The 16,974-nt window shown below is 59.2% G+C and carries 12 protein-coding genes; 7 read left to right on the top strand and 5 right to left on the bottom strand.

Annotation, left to right across the window (positions count from 1 at the left end):
• Positions 1–21: 21 nt before the first annotated feature.
• Together B0B07_RS02160 and B0B07_RS02155 are read right to left on the bottom strand one after the other, a co-directional pair.
• Complete coding sequence (locus tag B0B07_RS02160; protein ID WP_076756724.1) at positions 22–330, bottom strand: AzlD domain-containing protein; 309 nt, start codon at positions 328–330, stop codon at positions 22–24.
• The gene (locus B0B07_RS02155; RefSeq protein ID WP_076756723.1) at positions 330–1,055 is read right to left on the bottom strand and encodes an AzlC family ABC transporter permease; all 726 of its coding nucleotides are present in this window, start codon (positions 1,053–1,055) and stop codon (positions 330–332) included. Before B0B07_RS02155 ends, B0B07_RS02160 begins: the two co-directional genes overlap by 1 nt.
• A 142-nt stretch (positions 1,056–1,197) precedes the next feature.
• On the opposite strand from B0B07_RS02155, the gene B0B07_RS02150 reads away from it, so the two are divergent.
• From B0B07_RS02150 to B0B07_RS02120, 7 genes are all read left to right on the top strand, one after another.
• Entirely contained in the window at positions 1,198–1,905 is a 708-nt protein-coding gene (locus tag B0B07_RS02150; RefSeq protein ID WP_084186504.1) for a TVP38/TMEM64 family protein, read from the top strand.
• A gap of 180 nt (positions 1,906–2,085) precedes the next feature.
• Complete coding sequence (gene addB / locus B0B07_RS02145) at positions 2,086–5,589, top strand: helicase-exonuclease AddAB subunit AddB (protein WP_076756722.1); 3,504 nt, start codon at positions 2,086–2,088, stop codon at positions 5,587–5,589.
• Positions 5,564–9,319, top strand: coding sequence for a helicase-exonuclease AddAB subunit AddA (addA, locus tag B0B07_RS02140; RefSeq protein WP_076756721.1), 3,756 nt, complete (start codon positions 5,564–5,566; stop codon positions 9,317–9,319). The genes addB and addA overlap by 26 nt, the downstream gene beginning before the upstream one ends.
• Positions 9,288–10,466 carry a DUF418 domain-containing protein gene (locus tag B0B07_RS02135; protein ID WP_076756720.1) on the top strand — a complete coding sequence of 393 codons (1,179 nt, stop codon included), beginning with the start codon at positions 9,288–9,290 and terminating at the stop codon, positions 10,464–10,466. Before addA ends, B0B07_RS02135 begins: the two co-directional genes overlap by 32 nt.
• A 104-nt stretch (positions 10,467–10,570) precedes the next feature.
• The gene (locus B0B07_RS02130) at positions 10,571–11,473 is read left to right on the top strand and encodes a fumarylacetoacetate hydrolase family protein (protein WP_076756719.1); all 903 of its coding nucleotides are present in this window, start codon (positions 10,571–10,573) and stop codon (positions 11,471–11,473) included.
• Positions 11,474–11,543: 70 nt separating this feature from the next.
• Positions 11,544–11,915, top strand: coding sequence for a YisL family protein (locus tag B0B07_RS02125; RefSeq protein WP_076756718.1), 372 nt, complete (start codon positions 11,544–11,546; stop codon positions 11,913–11,915).
• Between the two features lie 208 nt (positions 11,916–12,123).
• Positions 12,124–13,581: an alpha-amylase family glycosyl hydrolase gene (locus B0B07_RS02120; protein ID WP_234982230.1), complete on the top strand. Its 1,458-nt coding sequence runs from the start codon at positions 12,124–12,126 to the stop codon at positions 13,579–13,581.
• A gap of 76 nt (positions 13,582–13,657) precedes the next feature.
• Here the strand turns inward: B0B07_RS02120 and B0B07_RS02115 are convergent, their stop codons facing one another.
• The 3 genes from B0B07_RS02115 to B0B07_RS02105 are packed head-to-tail and all read right to left on the bottom strand — an operon-like array spanning position 13,658 to position 16,731.
• Positions 13,658–15,004, bottom strand: a complete 1,347-nt coding sequence (locus B0B07_RS02115) for an FAD-dependent oxidoreductase (protein WP_407643862.1) — start codon at positions 15,002–15,004, stop codon at positions 13,658–13,660.
• 14 nt (positions 15,005–15,018) lie between these two features.
• Positions 15,019–15,894, bottom strand: a complete 876-nt coding sequence (locus tag B0B07_RS02110) for a DegV family protein (RefSeq protein WP_076756715.1) — start codon at positions 15,892–15,894, stop codon at positions 15,019–15,021.
• A gap of 12 nt (positions 15,895–15,906) precedes the next feature.
• Positions 15,907–16,731, bottom strand: coding sequence for a Cof-type HAD-IIB family hydrolase (locus B0B07_RS02105; RefSeq protein WP_076756714.1), 825 nt, complete (start codon positions 16,729–16,731; stop codon positions 15,907–15,909).
• Positions 16,732–16,974: the final 243 nt, after the last annotated feature.

The raw sequence follows: 16,974 nt of genomic DNA, 5'->3' as shown, positions 1-16,974 counted from the left end.
TGCACGATGTTCCGCCGGTCATCAGACGAGCAGACTGTACACGGCAAGAACGGCGATCGTGCCGAGGACCGTGCCCATGACGCCTCCGCCGAGCCACGCGATCGCCAGGGCGGCGATGGTGCCGATGACGCCGAACAGGAGATCGGTCTCCTGGGCATACAGGATCGCGGGGAAAATCAGTGCCCCGAGAACGGCGTACGGGATATTCCGCAGGACACCCGAGACGGCGGGAGGGAGTTCCCGCCCTTCGAGGAATGTGAGGGGGATGGCACGCGGGATGTACGTCACCGCCGCCATCCCGAGGATCATCCACCAGTACCAGCTGCTCATCATGCGCCCTCCCTTCCGCCTGCCGCCCGCCGGATGACGGCACCGCGGCGCGAGTAGATGATTTCAACGAAGATGGCCGATGCGAGCGTGGAGACCATGATGGCCCAGCCCGTCGAGAGCAGGCCTGTCCAGAAGAAGAAGCCGTTCAGCGCAGCGGCGGTGAGCGCCAGCATGACGACTTTCCGGTTGCCTTTCATCGAAGGGACGAGAAGGGCGACAAACATGGCGTAGAGGGCGATCGACATGGCGGCCTGCAGAAACAGGGGCAGGTTCGCGCCGATCACATGCCCGACGCCCGTGAAGATGACCCAGCTCCCATATGCCATGATGATGACGCCCGCGGCATATGAGGTCCGGACACGCCCCTCACCGTGAGTGGAAATGACGGAAAAGGTTTCGTCGGTCACGCCGAATGCATAGACCGCTTTTTTCCAGCGTGTCTCCGGCTGCATCTTTTCGTTGAGCGAAGCCGTCATAAGAAAGTGGCGGATGTTCACTATGAACGTATTCAGCACGATCACAAGAGGATCCACTTTTCCTGCGATCAGGCTGAGGGCAATATACTGCGAGGCTCCGGCGAACACAAAAATGCTCATGCCGACGGCCTCGATGATCGAAAGGCCCGTGGTTTTGGCGAGCAGGCCGAACGTCAGGGCGATCGGAAAATAGCCGATCGCGATCATGGAGCCTGATTTCAGGCCTGCCTTGAATCCGTCTTGCTGCATAAAATCCCGACTTTCCTGAGTGAATAGTAAGACTTATTATACTACAATTGAAATAGACCCGGGCAACAGATTTTTCAACAGGCGGGTAACTGACTTAAAATTAGGGAAAAGATGAGTTAGAAATTTGGCGGAGGTTGGACTAATGGGGAACTCGTTTGACATCGATACAGTAATTGAACTGACGCGCCATTACCGGGCTTTCGGACCGCTCATCGGATTCCTTCTCCCGTTCATCGAGGCGTTCCTGCCGTTCCTGCCGCTATTCGTGTTCGTCATCGCGAATGCCACGGCCTACGGGCTTGTCTTCGGATTCCTGCTAAGCTGGGCGGGAACCGTCGCGGGTTCCTATGCGGTTTTCCTGCTGGTCCGCAAGTACGGTGAGACGCGTCCGTTCCGTTTCCTGACGAAGAGCCAAAAAGTCCGGAAGCTGATCCACTGGGTGGAGCGCAACAGCTTCGGTCCGCTGTTCGTCCTCATCTGCCTGCCGTTCACCCCATCGGCCCTCGTCAATCTTGTCGCCGGCCTGTCGAACATGAAGAAGAAAGTTTATTTGCTGACGCTCATGGCCGGCAAGTTCGTCATGATCGGCACCGCCAGCTTCATCGGCTCCGACCTGAAAGCGCTCCTCACGCAACCGGTCCGCACGGCCATCGTCATTGCCGTGATCGTCATCCTCTGGTATGCCGGGAAGCGGCTTGAAGTGCGTCTCAACAAGAAGGTCGAAGCCGAATTCCGCGAGATTTCCGAACAGCAGGCCGCCGCCGGCCGGGAGGGGAAAGTTGAGGGGGCCGATCAAAACCGCGCAACCGGCACGGAATCCCCGGAGCGGCCTCATGACAGAATGAAATGAATACGTCACCCGCACATCCGATCAATTGAGCGAACCCGGTCCCGTTTTCATTCCCGCGTACCCTTCGGTACAATGGGAGAGAACGGGTTCTTTTATTCTCTTAAAACGAATCAGGAACATTTGTTCCCTTACAAGCAATCATTTATAATGAAAAGATCACAATAGTAGGGAGGGTCAGCGATGACATTCAGGTTGATCACCGGGCGTGCAGGCTCGGGAAAGACGACAAAGATCAGGCAGGAGATTGCCGGGCGGCTCAAGGAGGATCCGCTCGGACCGCCGATTTTCGTCATCGTGCCGGACCAGATGTCGTTCTCGATGGAGAAAAGCCTCTCTGCGGAGTATGGTCTGAAAGGGACGATCCGTGCGCAGGTGGCGACGTTCAAGCGCCTTGCCTGGCGGATCCTCCAGGAAACGGGCGGAATCACGCGCACCGAGGTGAACGGCTTCGGTTACCGGATGCTCATCAGGAGTCTGCTCGCTGAAAACCGGGAAGAGTTCAAGCTGTTCCGCCAGGCGGCGGACAAGCGGGGGTTCACCGAGCAGGTGGAGGAGCTTCTCAAGGAGTTCAGCCGGTATTGCCTGGACTGTACGAGGATGACGGACATGCACGGCGAGCTCGAGAAGGCGGGCGCCCCGAGGGCGCTTCTCGACAAGGCCGATGATCTTGAACTGCTCATGCAGAAGATCGAAGAACGGCTCGGGACGTCATTTGTCGACAGTGAAGGCTATCTGGCGCTGCTTGCGTCACAGATTCATTTCTCGGAGCTGGTGAAGGACTCGGATATTTATATTGATGGTTTCGTCACGTTCACGACCCGGGAGCTGGAGATTGTCGAGGAACTGATGAAGCATGCCAGGAGGGTCACCGTCGTGCTCCCGATGGAAGAGCCGTACGGGCCGGCAAGCGGTTCACAGCTCTTCTTCAATGCGATGGGCAGTGCGGCCCGTCTGTTCGACGCGGCCAAGCGCAATGGGGTGGAGACCGAGGAAACGGTGCACGAGTACGGACAGCGGCGGTTCCAAAGTCCCGCGCTGGCACATGTTGAGGCGGAGTTCGACCGCTATCCCGCCGGCCAGGCTTCCGCCGGAGGGGACGTGGAGATCATCCGTGCGGCGGATGCACGGGCAGAGGTGCATGCGGTGGCACGCCGGATCCGCGGCCTCATGATGGACGGGATGCGCTACCGGGACATGGCGATCCTGTACCGCCAGCCGGAAGTGTACGATGAGCTGATTGAGACGGTATTCCCCCTCTATGACATCCCGGTGTTCATCAGCCGCAAGAAACCGATGCTTCACCATCCGCTGATCGAGTTCAGCCGTTCGGTGCTTGAGGCGGTTGCCGGCGGGTGGACATACGAGGACCTGTTCCGGGCGATCAAGACCGACCTGTTCTTCCCGCACGGCGCCGATATTCCGGAATGGCGGGACCGCGCGGACCGGCTGGAGAACTTCGTGCTGGCGAACGGCATCTACGGTGAACGGTGGTTCGATGAAGACCGCTGGAAGGTGAAGCGGTACCGCGGCCTCGAGTTCCATTCATCGGTGCAGACCGACGAGGAGCTCGCAACGGAGAGGGACCTCCGCATGGTGCGCGATGCCGTCCGGGATCCCCTCGCAAACTTCGAGGCGAGGCTGCGCCGGGGGAGCACCGGGCGTGACATTGCCGCCACTCTCTTCACATTTATGGAAGACTTGAATGTCTTCGAAAAGATCGTCGATCTGCGGCGCCGCGAGGAAGAGGCGGGCCGCCTGTTCGCGGCGGCCGAACATGATCAGGCATGGAACACGTGGATCGAGGTGCTCGACCAGTTTGTTCTCATGTTCGGCGATCAGGAGCGTCCGCTCGGGGAGTTCGTCAAGATTCTCGACGAAGGCTTCGATACATTGGAATTCGCCCGGATCCCGCCGTCCATCGATGAGGTCACGGTGACGACGATCGACATATCCCGGCTTATGGACATCGAGGCGGTGTTCGTGATCGGCGTGAACGACGGGGTGCTTCCGAAGCGGATCGACCAGGAAGGGCTGCTGTCCGACCGGGAGCGCGAATGGTTCATGGAGATCGGATTCGAGCTCGCACCGACGACGAAAATGCGCCTCATGGACGAACTGTACATGGCGTACCGGGCATTCACGACGGCTTCGTCCAAACTGTACGTCTCCTATCCGGCTTCCGATGCCGAAGGAAAAGCGCTCATCCCGTCCCTGTACATCAAGCGGATCGGCCAGCTGCTTCCCGATGTCCCGGAAACGGTCGTGATGAACGATCCGGCGGGCCTGCCGGATGAAGAAAGCTGGCGTGAATACATCAGCCACCCGCGTGCGACGCTGCAGCACGCATCGATGCAGATGCGGCTTGCCGAGCACGGGGGGGAGCTTTCCGCGCCCTGGCTTGCAGTCATTGATTATTACACGAGAGATCCGTACTGGGCACCGATCGTGGGACGCATCCTCCGCCCGGCAGCTGGACGGAAGCGTGCGGAGAACCTGGATCCGGATGTGACGGCGGGCCTTTACGGAAAGGAAATCGCCTCCAGTGTGTCCAGGGTCGAGTCGTATTTCAGCTGTCCGTTCCAGCACTTCGCCAATTTCGGCCTGAAGCTCCGCGAGCGCGGCGAGTTCACGCTCGATCCGCCCGCAGTCGGCGACCTGTTCCACGCGGCGCTCAAATGGATTGCGGATGAAGCCGCACGGACCGGAAAGTCCTGGGGGGAACTGAGTGCGACCGAGTGCCTCACCCTTGCAAGGGATGCGGTCGAGTCGATCACGCCGTATTTCTTCAACCAGATCCTTCTCTCCTCCAGCCGCTATCATTACATCAAGCGGAAGATCACACGGATCATGCAGCGGACGATGCTGTCGCTGTCAAAGCAGGCAAAGGCCTCCGGCTTCCGTCCCGTGGCGATCGAAGCCGCATTCGGGCCCGGCGAGGCATTCCCTCCGCTCCGGATCCCGCTCAAGGGGGGCCGGGCGATGCAGATGCGCGGCCGGATCGACCGGGTCGATGCTGCGGAGATCGACGGGACGCCGTACATCCGGGTCGTCGACTACAAGTCGTCTGCTCGGGCGCTCGACCTGACCGAGGTGTATTATGGGCTGTCCCTCCAGATGCTCACGTATCTGGACGTTGCCCTGCTCCACTCCGAGGAGTGGCTCGGAACGGAGGCGCTGCCGGCCGGCGTGCTTTATATGCATGTCCATAATCCGATGATCCGCGCAGACGCAGGCGTGATGGAAGAGCGCGAGATCGAGGCGGAGGCGATGAAGTCGTACCGGATGCGGGGTTATGTGATCGACAACCCGGACGTCGTGCTCGAGATGGACCGGAACCTGGAGGGCTCTTCTGATGCCCTTCCGGTCCGGATGAACAAAAACGGGACGTTCTCGAAGACATCCAAAGTGCTCACGCCCGCAAGCGTAGGGCTCATGCGGTCGTACGTCCGGAATAAGCACCGGGAGGCGGGGGATTCGATGATCCTCGGGGATACCCGGGTCCTTCCATACCGCCTGAAGGACAAGATGCCCTGCCAGACGTGCGCTTTCAGGTCCGTGTGCCAGTTCGATCCTACCGATCCCGCACAGAAATACAAGCAACTGCATCCGCTCTCGCCCGAAGACTCGATCGACCGGATGAAGAAGGAGGTTAAAGGAGATGAACATACCGGCGAAACCCGCTGATGCCACCTGGACGGATGCCCAGTGGCAGGCAATCCATGCAACCGGCAGCGACATCCTTGTGTCCGCGGCGGCAGGATCCGGGAAGACGGCTGTCCTCATCAACCGGCTCATCGGGAAAGTGACCGATCCCGCGAGCCCGATCGACGTCGATGAGCTGCTCGTCGTCACGTTCACGAATGCCGCGGCTGCGGAGATGCGACACCGCATGGCATCCGCACTCGAGGAGGCGATTGCCAAAAATCCTCAGTCTTCCCGGCTGCGCCGCCAGCTGAGCCTGCTCAACAAAGCGCAAATTTCCACGCTTCACTCGTTCTGCCTGAATGTCGTGCGCCAGTATGCATATATCCTGGACGTTGACCCGGGCTTCCGGATCGCGGACACGGCCGAGGCCGCGCTTATCCGCGATGATGTGATCGGCCGCGTGCTCGAGGAAGCATACGGCTCCGATGATCCGGAACCGGTCTACCGCCTGGCCGACAGCTTCACGTCGGACCGGGACGACCAGGCGATCGAAGTCCTGGTCGACCGGCTGTATGACTACTCGCGCGTCCACCCGCAGCCGGAGGAATGGCTGAAATCGATTCCGCGGGCCTATCATCTGCCGGAGGGGGCGGACATTGATCATCTGCCGTTCATCGGACCGCTGAAGGAAGCGATCCGCCACCGTCTGGAAGAGGCGGCGGCGATGTCAGGGGAGATCGGGCGCATCGCACGCATGCCGGACGGCCCGTCACCGTTTGCCGTCACCGCGGAAGAAGATGCCATGACCCTATCCGTCCTGCTCCGGATTCTGAAGGAAGGCACCTGGGCGGAGGCGCACACGGCGTTCTCCGCGCTCACCTGGTCCCGTGCGGCGGCGATCAAGAAAGACAGCTGCGACGAGGAGCTTGCCGAACGGGCGAAGAAAAAGCGCAATGATGTGAAGAAAATCGTCAATTCCCTGAAAGAGGCATATTTCGTCCGTACGCCGGACCGGCTGCTCGATGAGATGCGGCTCATGGCACCGATGATGGATACGCTCATCGGATTGACGATCCGGTTCGGCCGCCGTTATGCCCAGGTGAAGAAAGACCGGGGCATCGTCGACTTTTCGGACCTGGAACATCTGGCGCTCGCCATCCTGTCCGAGGAAGAGGACGGCCGGCTCGTGCCGTCGCCGGTCGCGCTCGACTTCCGGGAGCGGTTCAAGGAAGTGCTCGTGGACGAGTACCAGGATACAAATCGGCTCCAGGAAACGATCATCGGTCTTGTGAAGCAGGGCGGAAACGAGGACGGCAACCTGTTCATGGTCGGGGATGTCAAGCAGTCGATCTACCGCTTCCGCCTTGCGGAGCCGATGCTCTTCCTCGGCAAATATCTCCGTTTCGGCGGAGAGGCGGAAGATTCCGGCCTGAAGATCGACCTCAATGCCAACTTCCGCAGCCGGAGCCAGGTGCTTGAAGCGACGAACTATGTGTTCTCCCAGGTGATGGGCGCCCGTGTCGGGGAGATCGATTACGACGAGGCGGCCGCCTTGAAGCCCGGTGCCCCTTATCCGGATGGCGGCATGCCGACGGCGCTAACGATCATACATGAACCTTCGGAAGAAGATCCGGAGGCAGCCGAGGAACCCGTTTCGGCAGAAGGCCTCGGCAGGGGGGAGACGGTGAAGCAGTCCCAGGCGGAAGCCCGTGCAATGATCCGGGAGATCCGCCGGCTCATGGACGCCGGGACCCCGGTGACCGACCCGTGGAGCGGAAAACAACGCCCGCTCGAATACCGGGACATCGTCATCCTGCTCCGCTCGATGACCTGGTCGGGGGAGATTGCGGACGAGTTCCGGCTTGCGGGCATCCCCGTGTATGCCGATACGTCCGGCGGCTATTTTGACGCTCTTGAAGTGATGATCATGCTGAACACGCTGCGGGTGATCGACAACCCGTACCAGGACATCCCCTTCGCTTCGGTCCTGCGATCGCCGTTCATCGGACTCGGTGAAAATGAGCTTGCCAGGATCCGGCTGGCGGCCCCCGACGAGCCGTTTTATGAAGCATTGAAGCAGTTCGTCAGGAACGGCATAGCTTCCGGGATCCCGGCAGCGACCGAGGAAAAGATCCGCCGGTTCTACATCCATTTCGAGAATTGGCGGAATCTTGCCCGCCGCGGTTCGCTTGCAGACCTCATCTGGCAGGTGTACATCGATACGCACTACTACGAGATGGCCGGCGCCATGCCGAACGGCAAGCAGCGGCAGGCCAATCTGCGTGCGCTCCACGACCGGGCTATCCAGTATGAGCGGACATCGTTCCGCGGGCTCTTCCGCTTCCTCCGGTTCATCGACCGGATGAGGCGCCGCGGCGATGACATGGGCACCGCCCGGGCGGTGGGTGAACGTGACGATGTTGTGCGGATCATGACGATCCATTCCTCGAAAGGTCTTGAATTCCCGCATGTGTTCATCGCGGGGGTCGGACGGTCGTTCAACAAGATGGACTTCAATGAACCGTACTTGTTCGACCAGCATTTCGGCCTTGCCGTCAAGGCGGTCGACCCGGATAACCGGATCCAGTACACGTCACTGCCGTTTCTCGCGATCCGTGAGAAAAAGGAACTGGAAATGCGGGCGGAAGAAATGCGTATTCTTTATGTCGCGATGACTCGCGCGAAGGAAGGACTGCATCTGGTCGGATCCGTGAAGGATCTGCCGGCGGCGGTCATGAAATGGCAGGAGGGCCAGCTTGCGCCCGCGGATGCCATGCTCCCCGAGTACGTCCGGTCACGTGCGGCGGGCTATCTCGACTGGATCGGCCCCGCAGTGGCGCGCCATCGTGATTTTGAGCCGTTCGGCACGCTGCCGGGCGCCCGGCTCATCGATGACCCGTCCGACTGGAAAGTGGCGTTCATCCCGTCCGGCGATCTGTCGGCAGAAGAAGCGGCGGCCGGAGAGCCGCCGGCCGAACATGCGGCGGACCGGGAAAATGCGGAGGAGGAGCTGGCCGCCGCCGCAAGGGTGCGGCAAGTATTCGACTACTCCTATCCGCATGCGTCCTCGGTGCTCAAGCGGTCCAAGCAGTCTGTGAGCGAAGTGAAGAGGATGTGGCTGCTCGAGAGGGCGGAAGAACCGGATCCGTTCATGACCCGGTCGGATGAAATCCGTCCGGTGTACATGCATGACCGTCCGGAGTTCATGCAGGAACGCACCTTGTCTGCTGCAGAGATCGGAACGGCCGTCCACGCGGTCATGCAGCATGCTGATCTGTCCAGCCCGCAAAATGTCCGGGATATCCAGAAGCTCATCACGGGACTGGCGGACCGGGAGATCATCACTCCGGCGGAGGCCAGGGAAGTGGATGCTTCCTCGATTGCCCGGTTTTTTGCGAGCCCGCTCTACGGCCGGATCAGAAAATCGGATGATGTCCGCAGGGAAGTTCCGTTCACGTACGGTTACGATGCGGGCGAAGGCGACCGCCAGATTATCCAGGGGATTGTCGACTGTCTGTTCCGGGAGGGGGACGGCTGGGTGCTCCTCGACTATAAGACGGACCGGACACGGATGTTCGGCTCCGAGGAAGCGCTTGCCGCCGAGATGGAGAACCGCTACGCGGTCCAGCTAAGCCTATACGCCCGCGCACTCCGTGACATCCTGAACATCGAAATCAAAGAAAAGCTTCTGTACCTGTTCGACGGCGAGCGGGTGATCAGTATCCGGGGGGATCATTTTGACGACTTTGAAACCGACCGCATTGGCTGAACGCATCGACGGTCTTGACTATTTGAGGGGATTTGCACTGCTCGGGATCTTCGTGGCAAACATGCTGTTTTTCCATATGCCGTATGTGTACGTCGATCCGTATTCCTGGTTCCCTTCACTGAGGGACGAAGTGTCGCATATGTGGGTCGACATCCTGTTCCAGAGCAGCTTTTACCCGTTGTTTGCGATGCTGTTCGGCTATGGCATGAACATGCAGTATGAGAAGGCGAAGAAGACCGGCCGGCCCTTCATCCCGATGGTCTCGAGGCGGATGGCGGTGCTGCTCGCGTTCGGGATTATCCATGCCTTCCTCATCTGGCCGGGTGACATCCTGATCACGTATGCGCTCATGGGCTTCCTGCTCATGCTGATGCTCCGGCTGCCGGCTGCGGCGCTTGCAAGCATCGCGTCCGGTTTGTACATCATCGGGCTCGGAGGACTCACTGCTCTTGTCTGGCTTGGGGAGCTCCTCACTCCCGACGGGTCCCTCGCCGAATATGCGGACATCACGTCCATCAACAACTCGATTGCCGCTTATTCAAACGGTTCGTACTGGGATGTGACGGTCCAGCGCACGGCCGACTGGCTCTTCATGAATACGTCCTCGCTCCTGCTGGCGCCAGTCATGATCCTGCCCCTCTTCATGATCGGAGCGGCAGCCGCAAAATGGAAGCTCATCGAGCGTGCGGACCAGCAATGGAGGCGGTGGATCTTCCCGACGGTCCTCGGACTGGCAGGCGGGCTCTCACTGAAAACATTGCCGTATTTCTCGGACCATATGCTCACGGCGAGCATGGTCCAAGACTCTTTCGGGGGACCGCTCCTGACGGTCGGCTACACGGGACTGATCCTTCTGCTGCTACGGTTGAAGCTGTTCCGAACGGTGTTTAACCCGGTCCGGATGGCGGGACGGATGTCACTCACCGTATACATCAGCCAGTCGGTCATCGCGACGCTCATCTTTTATTCGTACGGCCTGGGCTATTACGGGAAGATCAGCGTGGGCACCGGAACCTGGATGGCGGTCGGCATCTTCGCCATCCAGGCGATCCTGGCCGGCCTGTACTTGCAGAAATTCCGTCAGGGGCCGCTTGAGGCATTGTGGCGCCGGCTCACCTATGGCCGGCCGGGTCCGGAGGGCCGGTGAGGGGGCACCCCTGCAAATCTGTGTTTCGCAAGAAAAAGGATTCCGGACGGTCCGTGTCGTACTTTATCAAAATACGAAAACTCATGACGAAAGGAAGGCCAGCCATGAAATTATTGTCGTTCCGCTATGGCGGGGAGCAGCTGTTCGGTCCGAAAGTGAAAAGGGAAGAGGCGGTATGGGATGTGATCGCCATCCAGGAGGAGCTCGGCGGCGCAGCCCCGTTCCCCCGCCGACTGATCGACGGAGTCGGGGGCGGCATGGAATTTGTCGAGCAGATCCGCAAGCTCGTCAGCATGGCGGAATCCTCGGACCGGGCAGGCGAATTCAAACACTCATTCGATGAGATCGAATGGACGGCCCCGATTCCCCGGACACCGAAAAACGTCATCTGCATCGGAAAAAACTATGCGGACCATGCGACGGAAATGGGTGCGGAACGGCCGCCCGAAAAACTGGTCGTCTTCACAAAGTCCCCGCTGGCCATCGCAGCGGATGAGGAAGAGCTGCCGGTTCATGCCGGCGTCACGGAAAACTATGATTATGAGGGAGAGCTCGCCGTCATCATCGGAAAAGGCGGCCGCCATATCAAAAAGGCGCTCGCTTTCGACCATATCTTCGGCTATTCGATCGCCAATGATCTGACGGCACGCGAAGTGCAGGCGGCCCACCAGCAGTTCTTCCTCGGAAAAAGCCTGGACAAATCCTGCCCGATGGGTCCGTATATCGTCACAAAAGACGAGATCCCGGATCCTCAGAAGCTGTCACTCGTCACGAAGGTGAACGACGAGGTGCGTCAGAACGGCCATACCGGGAACATGATCTTCCCGGTGGACGAACTGATCGCCCAGGTATCCACATATGTCACGCTTGAACCGGGCGATGTCATCCTCACGGGTACGCCTGCCGGTGTCGGCAAAGGGATGAAACCGCCAAAATTCCTGAAGGCCGGGGACACGGTGAAAGTATCGATCGAAGGGATCGGTACGCTGTCCAACACATTTGCCTGACCTCCATGCGTGAACGGATCGGAAAGCTATGATAGGATAGAAGGGCAATCATAGTAAATGAGGTGACAAGTTGGGCGTATTCACGGATACTACACATCTTCATATCTTCACTTGGGTGGTCGGGATCATCCTGTTCCTCATCGCCGCCGTCATGGCGAAAGGGACGAAGGGACGGAAGATTGTCCATATGATCCTTCGGCTGTTCTATATTCTCATCATTGTGAGCGGCGCATTCCTGTTCTTTAAATGGTCCAGCTCGGACGCGATGCTGTACGGCATCAAGTTCCTGATGGGAATCCTGACGATCGGCTTCATGGAAATGACGCTCGTCCGCCAGAACAAAAACAAGCCGGTCACCGTCATGTGGGTGCTGTTCTTCATCAGCCTCCTCGTGACCATGTTCCTCGGCTTCAAGCTGCCGGTCGGCATGAAGTTCTTCTGATCCCGGTAATCCGGAAGCGGTTCATCCCGCTTCCGGATTTTTTATGGAATGAATGGACGCATCGAAGGACGGGATGCCCCCGCACCCGCCATTTTTCACATTTCCGACGAATTTCTGCAGAATTCCGGACTGCCCCGGGAATTCCGGTCGCAGGGCTCTTCGGGGAGTGATAAAATAACGGGTGATGGCAACAGAGGAGGCACTTGCGTTGATCAAACAATCACTCGCTGCACTTTCCGCAGCAATCATCATCGGGGCAGCTGCCTGGACACCTTCCGCATCCGCAGCGCCGGCATCCGGCGACCCGACATTTGACGGCACCATTTATGACACACTCGTCGACCGTTTCTTCAACGGCACACCGGCGAATGACCAGGACGCAGATCCTGCCGATCCGGATGCCTTTTCGGGCGGCGACTTCGCAGGGTTGATCAAAAAAAGAGATTATATCCAGTCGATGGGCTTTACCGCCGTTTCAATCGGTCCCATCTTTTCAACGGACACGTATGACGGCCACGGCGTGCTGGACTACGGCTCGATCGAGGACCGGTTCGGCACCGAGAAGGAGCTCTCCGGGCTCATCAGTGAGTTCCATAAACAAAACATGGACATCTATGCAGACTTTCCGGTCGGGCAAGTGAGTGCACATCATGTGTGGACGACCGATCATGAGGACTGGGCGGTCCGCAATCCGGACGGAACCGTCAGCTGGAACATCGAAAAGCCCGAAGTGAGGGAGGCGCTGATCGGAGCGGCCGTCTCCTTTGTGAAGAAAACAGGGGTTGACGGACTGCGGCTCACCCGGTTCGGAGAAGGGGACGCAGCATTCCTGAACGAACTGATCCGGGCCGTCAAGGCAGAGAAGAAAGACCTGCTCGTCTTTTCGGATGAACCGTCGGGCGCTGAATTCGACCTCTCTTACAATACCGGGGAAAACGCCATTCTGAAGCAGGTGTTTTCAGAAATGGACCCGAACTCCTCGGTGCTGGAAGGGATCGAACCGACCGATCCGCCGAGCCTGCTGTTCTTCGACACGCTTGAGGGGGACCGGTTCACCGCGGAAATGGTGGAAAAGCGAATGTTCCCGCCGACCCGGTGGAAAGTGGCCGCAACAGCGTTGTTCACGCTTCCCGGCGTCCCGATCATGACTTACGGCTCCGAAGTGGCCGAGGCGGGGACCGGCCATCACGGGAATCATCCGAACCATGATTTCAAGGCGGATGAGGACCTGAAAGATCATATCGCCAACGTCAATGAGCTCCGGAATAAGTCGGAGACCCTCCGGACGGGCGATTATGAACTCCTTTACAACGAAAAAGGCATGATCGTCTACAGACGCTATACCGAGGATGAAACGTGGATCATCGCGCTCAACAACACGAGTGAGACGCAGCGGGTCGACATCCCTCAGGAAAAGGTGGGGGGCGGAGACAAGACGCTCCGGGCGCTGTTCGGAAGTGACCTCATCCGCCAGGCCGACCGGGGAGACTACCGGATCGTACTTGACCGGGAAACGGCCGATATGTTCATCGTCGAAGAGGACAAGGGGCTGAACATCCCGTATATTATCGCGGCCATCCTCGTCTATACGATTTTCCTCCTGTTCATCTGGCAAGTCTGGCGGAGAGGACGCCAGCGACGGGCCGATGAAGCAAAAGCAAAATAAAAAGCCCCCGTGCCGCCGATGCGGCCGGGCGCTTTCTATCAAACCATCCGTCCCCATTATCGGGGCGGATGGTTTTTTATTTCCCGTCTGTGCGGTTCCCCGGCCGGTCCATCGATTTGTATCCGGCCATATTGACCGGATCCTTCGGAGAACTGTAGGCGGGGGAATACGCGATTTCAATCGCGGCCAGATCGTCCATCGTCATGCGGCCGCGGATGGCGGTGGCGATGATGTCGATCCGTTTGTCCGCGCCCTTCTCGCCGACGGCCTGGGCACCGAGGATCAGACGGGTGTCCGGGTCGTAATGAATCTTCAGCCGGAGTTTTCCGTTGCCGGGAAAGTATCCCGCATTTGACCGGCTCTCATGGATGATGGTCTTGAAGGCCATGTTTTCCTCTTTGAGCATCTGTTCCGACATACCGGTCATGCCGGCCGTGAGGGAGAAGAGCTTGGTGATCGACGTGCCGAGAAGCCCGTCCATCTCCGTGTTGCCCCCGGCGATATGATTGGCGGCGATGAACGCTTCCCTGTGCGTGCTCCAGGCGAGCGGCACCCGCTTCGGCTTGCCGGTGAACCAGTCCCGGCCTTCCGCCGCGTCCCCGATCGCATAGATGTCCGGATCGCTTGTCCTCATGAATGGATCTGTCGCGATGCCGCCGGTCGGCCCGATCGTGAGGCCGGCTTCTTCGGCGAGCTCCGTGTTCGGCACGAGGCCGACCGCAGCCGCGATGAAATCTGCACGGAATTCGGAGCCGTCGTCAAGGCATACCCGGTCACCCGTGACCGAACGGACTTCCCTTCCGAGGTGGAGGACGACGCCGTTCTCTTTCATCTCCTGTTCGAGCAGTCCGCTCATGTCCGGATCGGAAATGGGCATGATGCGGCCATGATGCTCAACGAGTTCAGTGTGAATGCCGAGCTGGCGGAAGTTTTCAGCCAGTTCCACGCCGATGAAGCCGCCGCCGATCACGAGTCCGCGCTGAGGATGGGTCCTTTCCAGGTAATTCTCGAATTCGGCCATGTCGTCGAAGTGACGGAGCGTGAACACCGGAATCGACGGCGACCCCGGTATTTCCGGTGTCCTCGCCGAGCCGCCCGGCGACAGCACGAGCTTGTCGTAGGGGAGGGCTTCCGTTTCGCCGCTGTCCAGGTCCCTCACGATCACTTTCTTGCCCGGGCGGTCGATTTCAGTCGCCTCATGGCGCAGCCTGACGTCGATTGATTTCTTGTCCCTGAAAAGCTCGGGTGTCACAGAGACGAGCGAATCCATGCTTTCGACAAGTCCGCCGAGCACGTAAGGCATCCCGCACGTGGCGAAGCCCATCCGGCTGTCTTTTCCGATGACGGTGATGTTGGCATCAGGCAGGAACCTGCGCAGCTGGGAGGAGACGGTCGCGCCTCCCGCAACTGCTCCGATGACCACGATGTTCAATGGCTTCATCCTTTCTGAAGAGATTCGGGCCCCGCCTCAAGGTCCTGGAAAAAGAGGGCAATCGTCCCCGGCCCGGCATGCGAGCCGATGACGGAGCCGATCATGTGAATATCGACTGATTCGGGTTGATGCGTTTCCTCGATCAGTGATTTCAGGGCAAGCGCGGCTTCTTCGTCATCGCCGTGACTGATCGCCACCCGCTGCCGGGAAAGTCCGCTGCCCCGTTCTCCCATGAGCGCATTCATGCGCTGGAACACCTTCTTGCGGCCCCGGTGTTTTTCGATCGGGACGAGTTTTCCGTCCTCGACATGAAGGAGCGGCTTGATGTTCAGAAGGCCGCCGATGAAGGCGCCTGCCCTGGACAATCTGCCGCCCTTCGCCAGATAATCGAGGTCTTCGACCGTAAACAGATGGACCATCCGCGCAGCCATCTGCCGGATGGCATCCGCGATCTCGTCCCGTTCCCTTCCTTCTTCCCGCAGGCGGGCCGCTTCAATCAGCAGCAGACCGTATCCGAGCGATGCACATTTCGTGTCAATGATCTCAAGATCGAGTCCTGGATGATCGCCCATCACCTGGTCCCTCATCATGACCGCCGTCGAATAAGTGCCCGACAGCTCGGACGAAAAGGCGATGTACAGGCCTTTCTCGCCGGAGCGGGCAAGCGATTCCCACTGCCCGATGAATTCTTCCGGGGAGGCTTGGGATGTCTTCGGCCGGTCGCCGCCCCGGATCTTCCGGAAAATCTCTTTTGAATCGATTTCCACGATGTCCCTGTAGCTGGCGCCGCCGATCTCCACATGGAGGGGGATCAGTTCCACATCATGCTCCCGGAAAAACGCAAGAGGCAGATCGGTTGCGCTGTCTGCATACAACTTCATTTGGCTTCCTCCTCAGATCCGGCTGGCAAGCTTCAGCTTCAGCCGTTCTTCGAGGACGGCGGCAATCCCGTCCTCGTTGTTCGTTCCGGTCACTTCATCAGCGATCGTCTTCAGGTCATCGATGGCATTGCCCATCGCGACGCCCGTTCCCGCATATTCAATCATTTCCAGGTCATTGTCCTCGTCTCCGAACGCGATGATCCGGTCACGCGGAACGCCGACCCAGCCGGCGACGGCGGACAGTCCGACCGCCTTGTTCAGCCCGTGGCGGATAATTTCGATGACGTGCCATGGAGCACCCCAGCGGCGGTGGTCGACGGCTTCCGCATGGACTTCGCCGAGCCGTTCCCGGATCCGGTCCGCGTCTTTGGCATCCGGATGGATGAGCAGGCTTGTCGGATTGTCTTTCAAATACGAACGGAGATCACCGACCGTGACCTTCGGGTCGCCCATTGTAAAGATGTTGAGCAGTTTCTCATCGTGCTGGTGAACATACACATCATCCTGCACTTCGGCCACGATATTGTGGAAATTGAATTCTTGGATCGACTCCATCACGTCGCCCACGACGGGCAGGCTGATCGGCTCGTGGATCGTTTTCCAGGAGCGGTCCTTCGGATGATGGACGAACGCGCCATTGAAGTTGACGATCGGCAAGTCCAGGCCAAGTTGCCGGTAATACGGCTCACTTGCCCGGTAAGGGCGTCCCGTCGCGATCATGACCAGGTGGCCCTCCGCCTTTGCAGCCATCAGCGCCTGTTCGGTTTTGGTTGAGATGACCTTTTCATCAGTCAGCAGGGTTCCGTCCAGGTCGAGTACGATCAAATGCTGTTTCATCGATGCATTCCCCCTTCTTCTCTTATATTGAGTGTATCCTTCCCCTTTCTCCCAAGTCAAAAAAATCCCCCGGCAAGTCATTGGTTTAAAGGATGCCGGGCCGATTCCGCCGGCAAGGCCGCCACGCCGCCGGTGTTGCCGGACGGGCCTGCTGCCGTCTCCTGCGATCACCCGCTTCACGGCAGACGGTCCCGCCGAACCGACGGGCAGACCGGTTTGTTTTTCATCCAGGGTCTGTTAGGA

Source organism: Edaphobacillus lindanitolerans (assembly GCF_900156305.1).
Classification (GTDB): Bacteria; Bacillota; Bacilli; order Bacillales_A; family Planococcaceae; genus Bhargavaea; species Bhargavaea lindanitolerans.
Note: the sequence above shows the minus strand (reverse complement) of the source record. Positions and strands in the feature narration are given on the sequence as shown.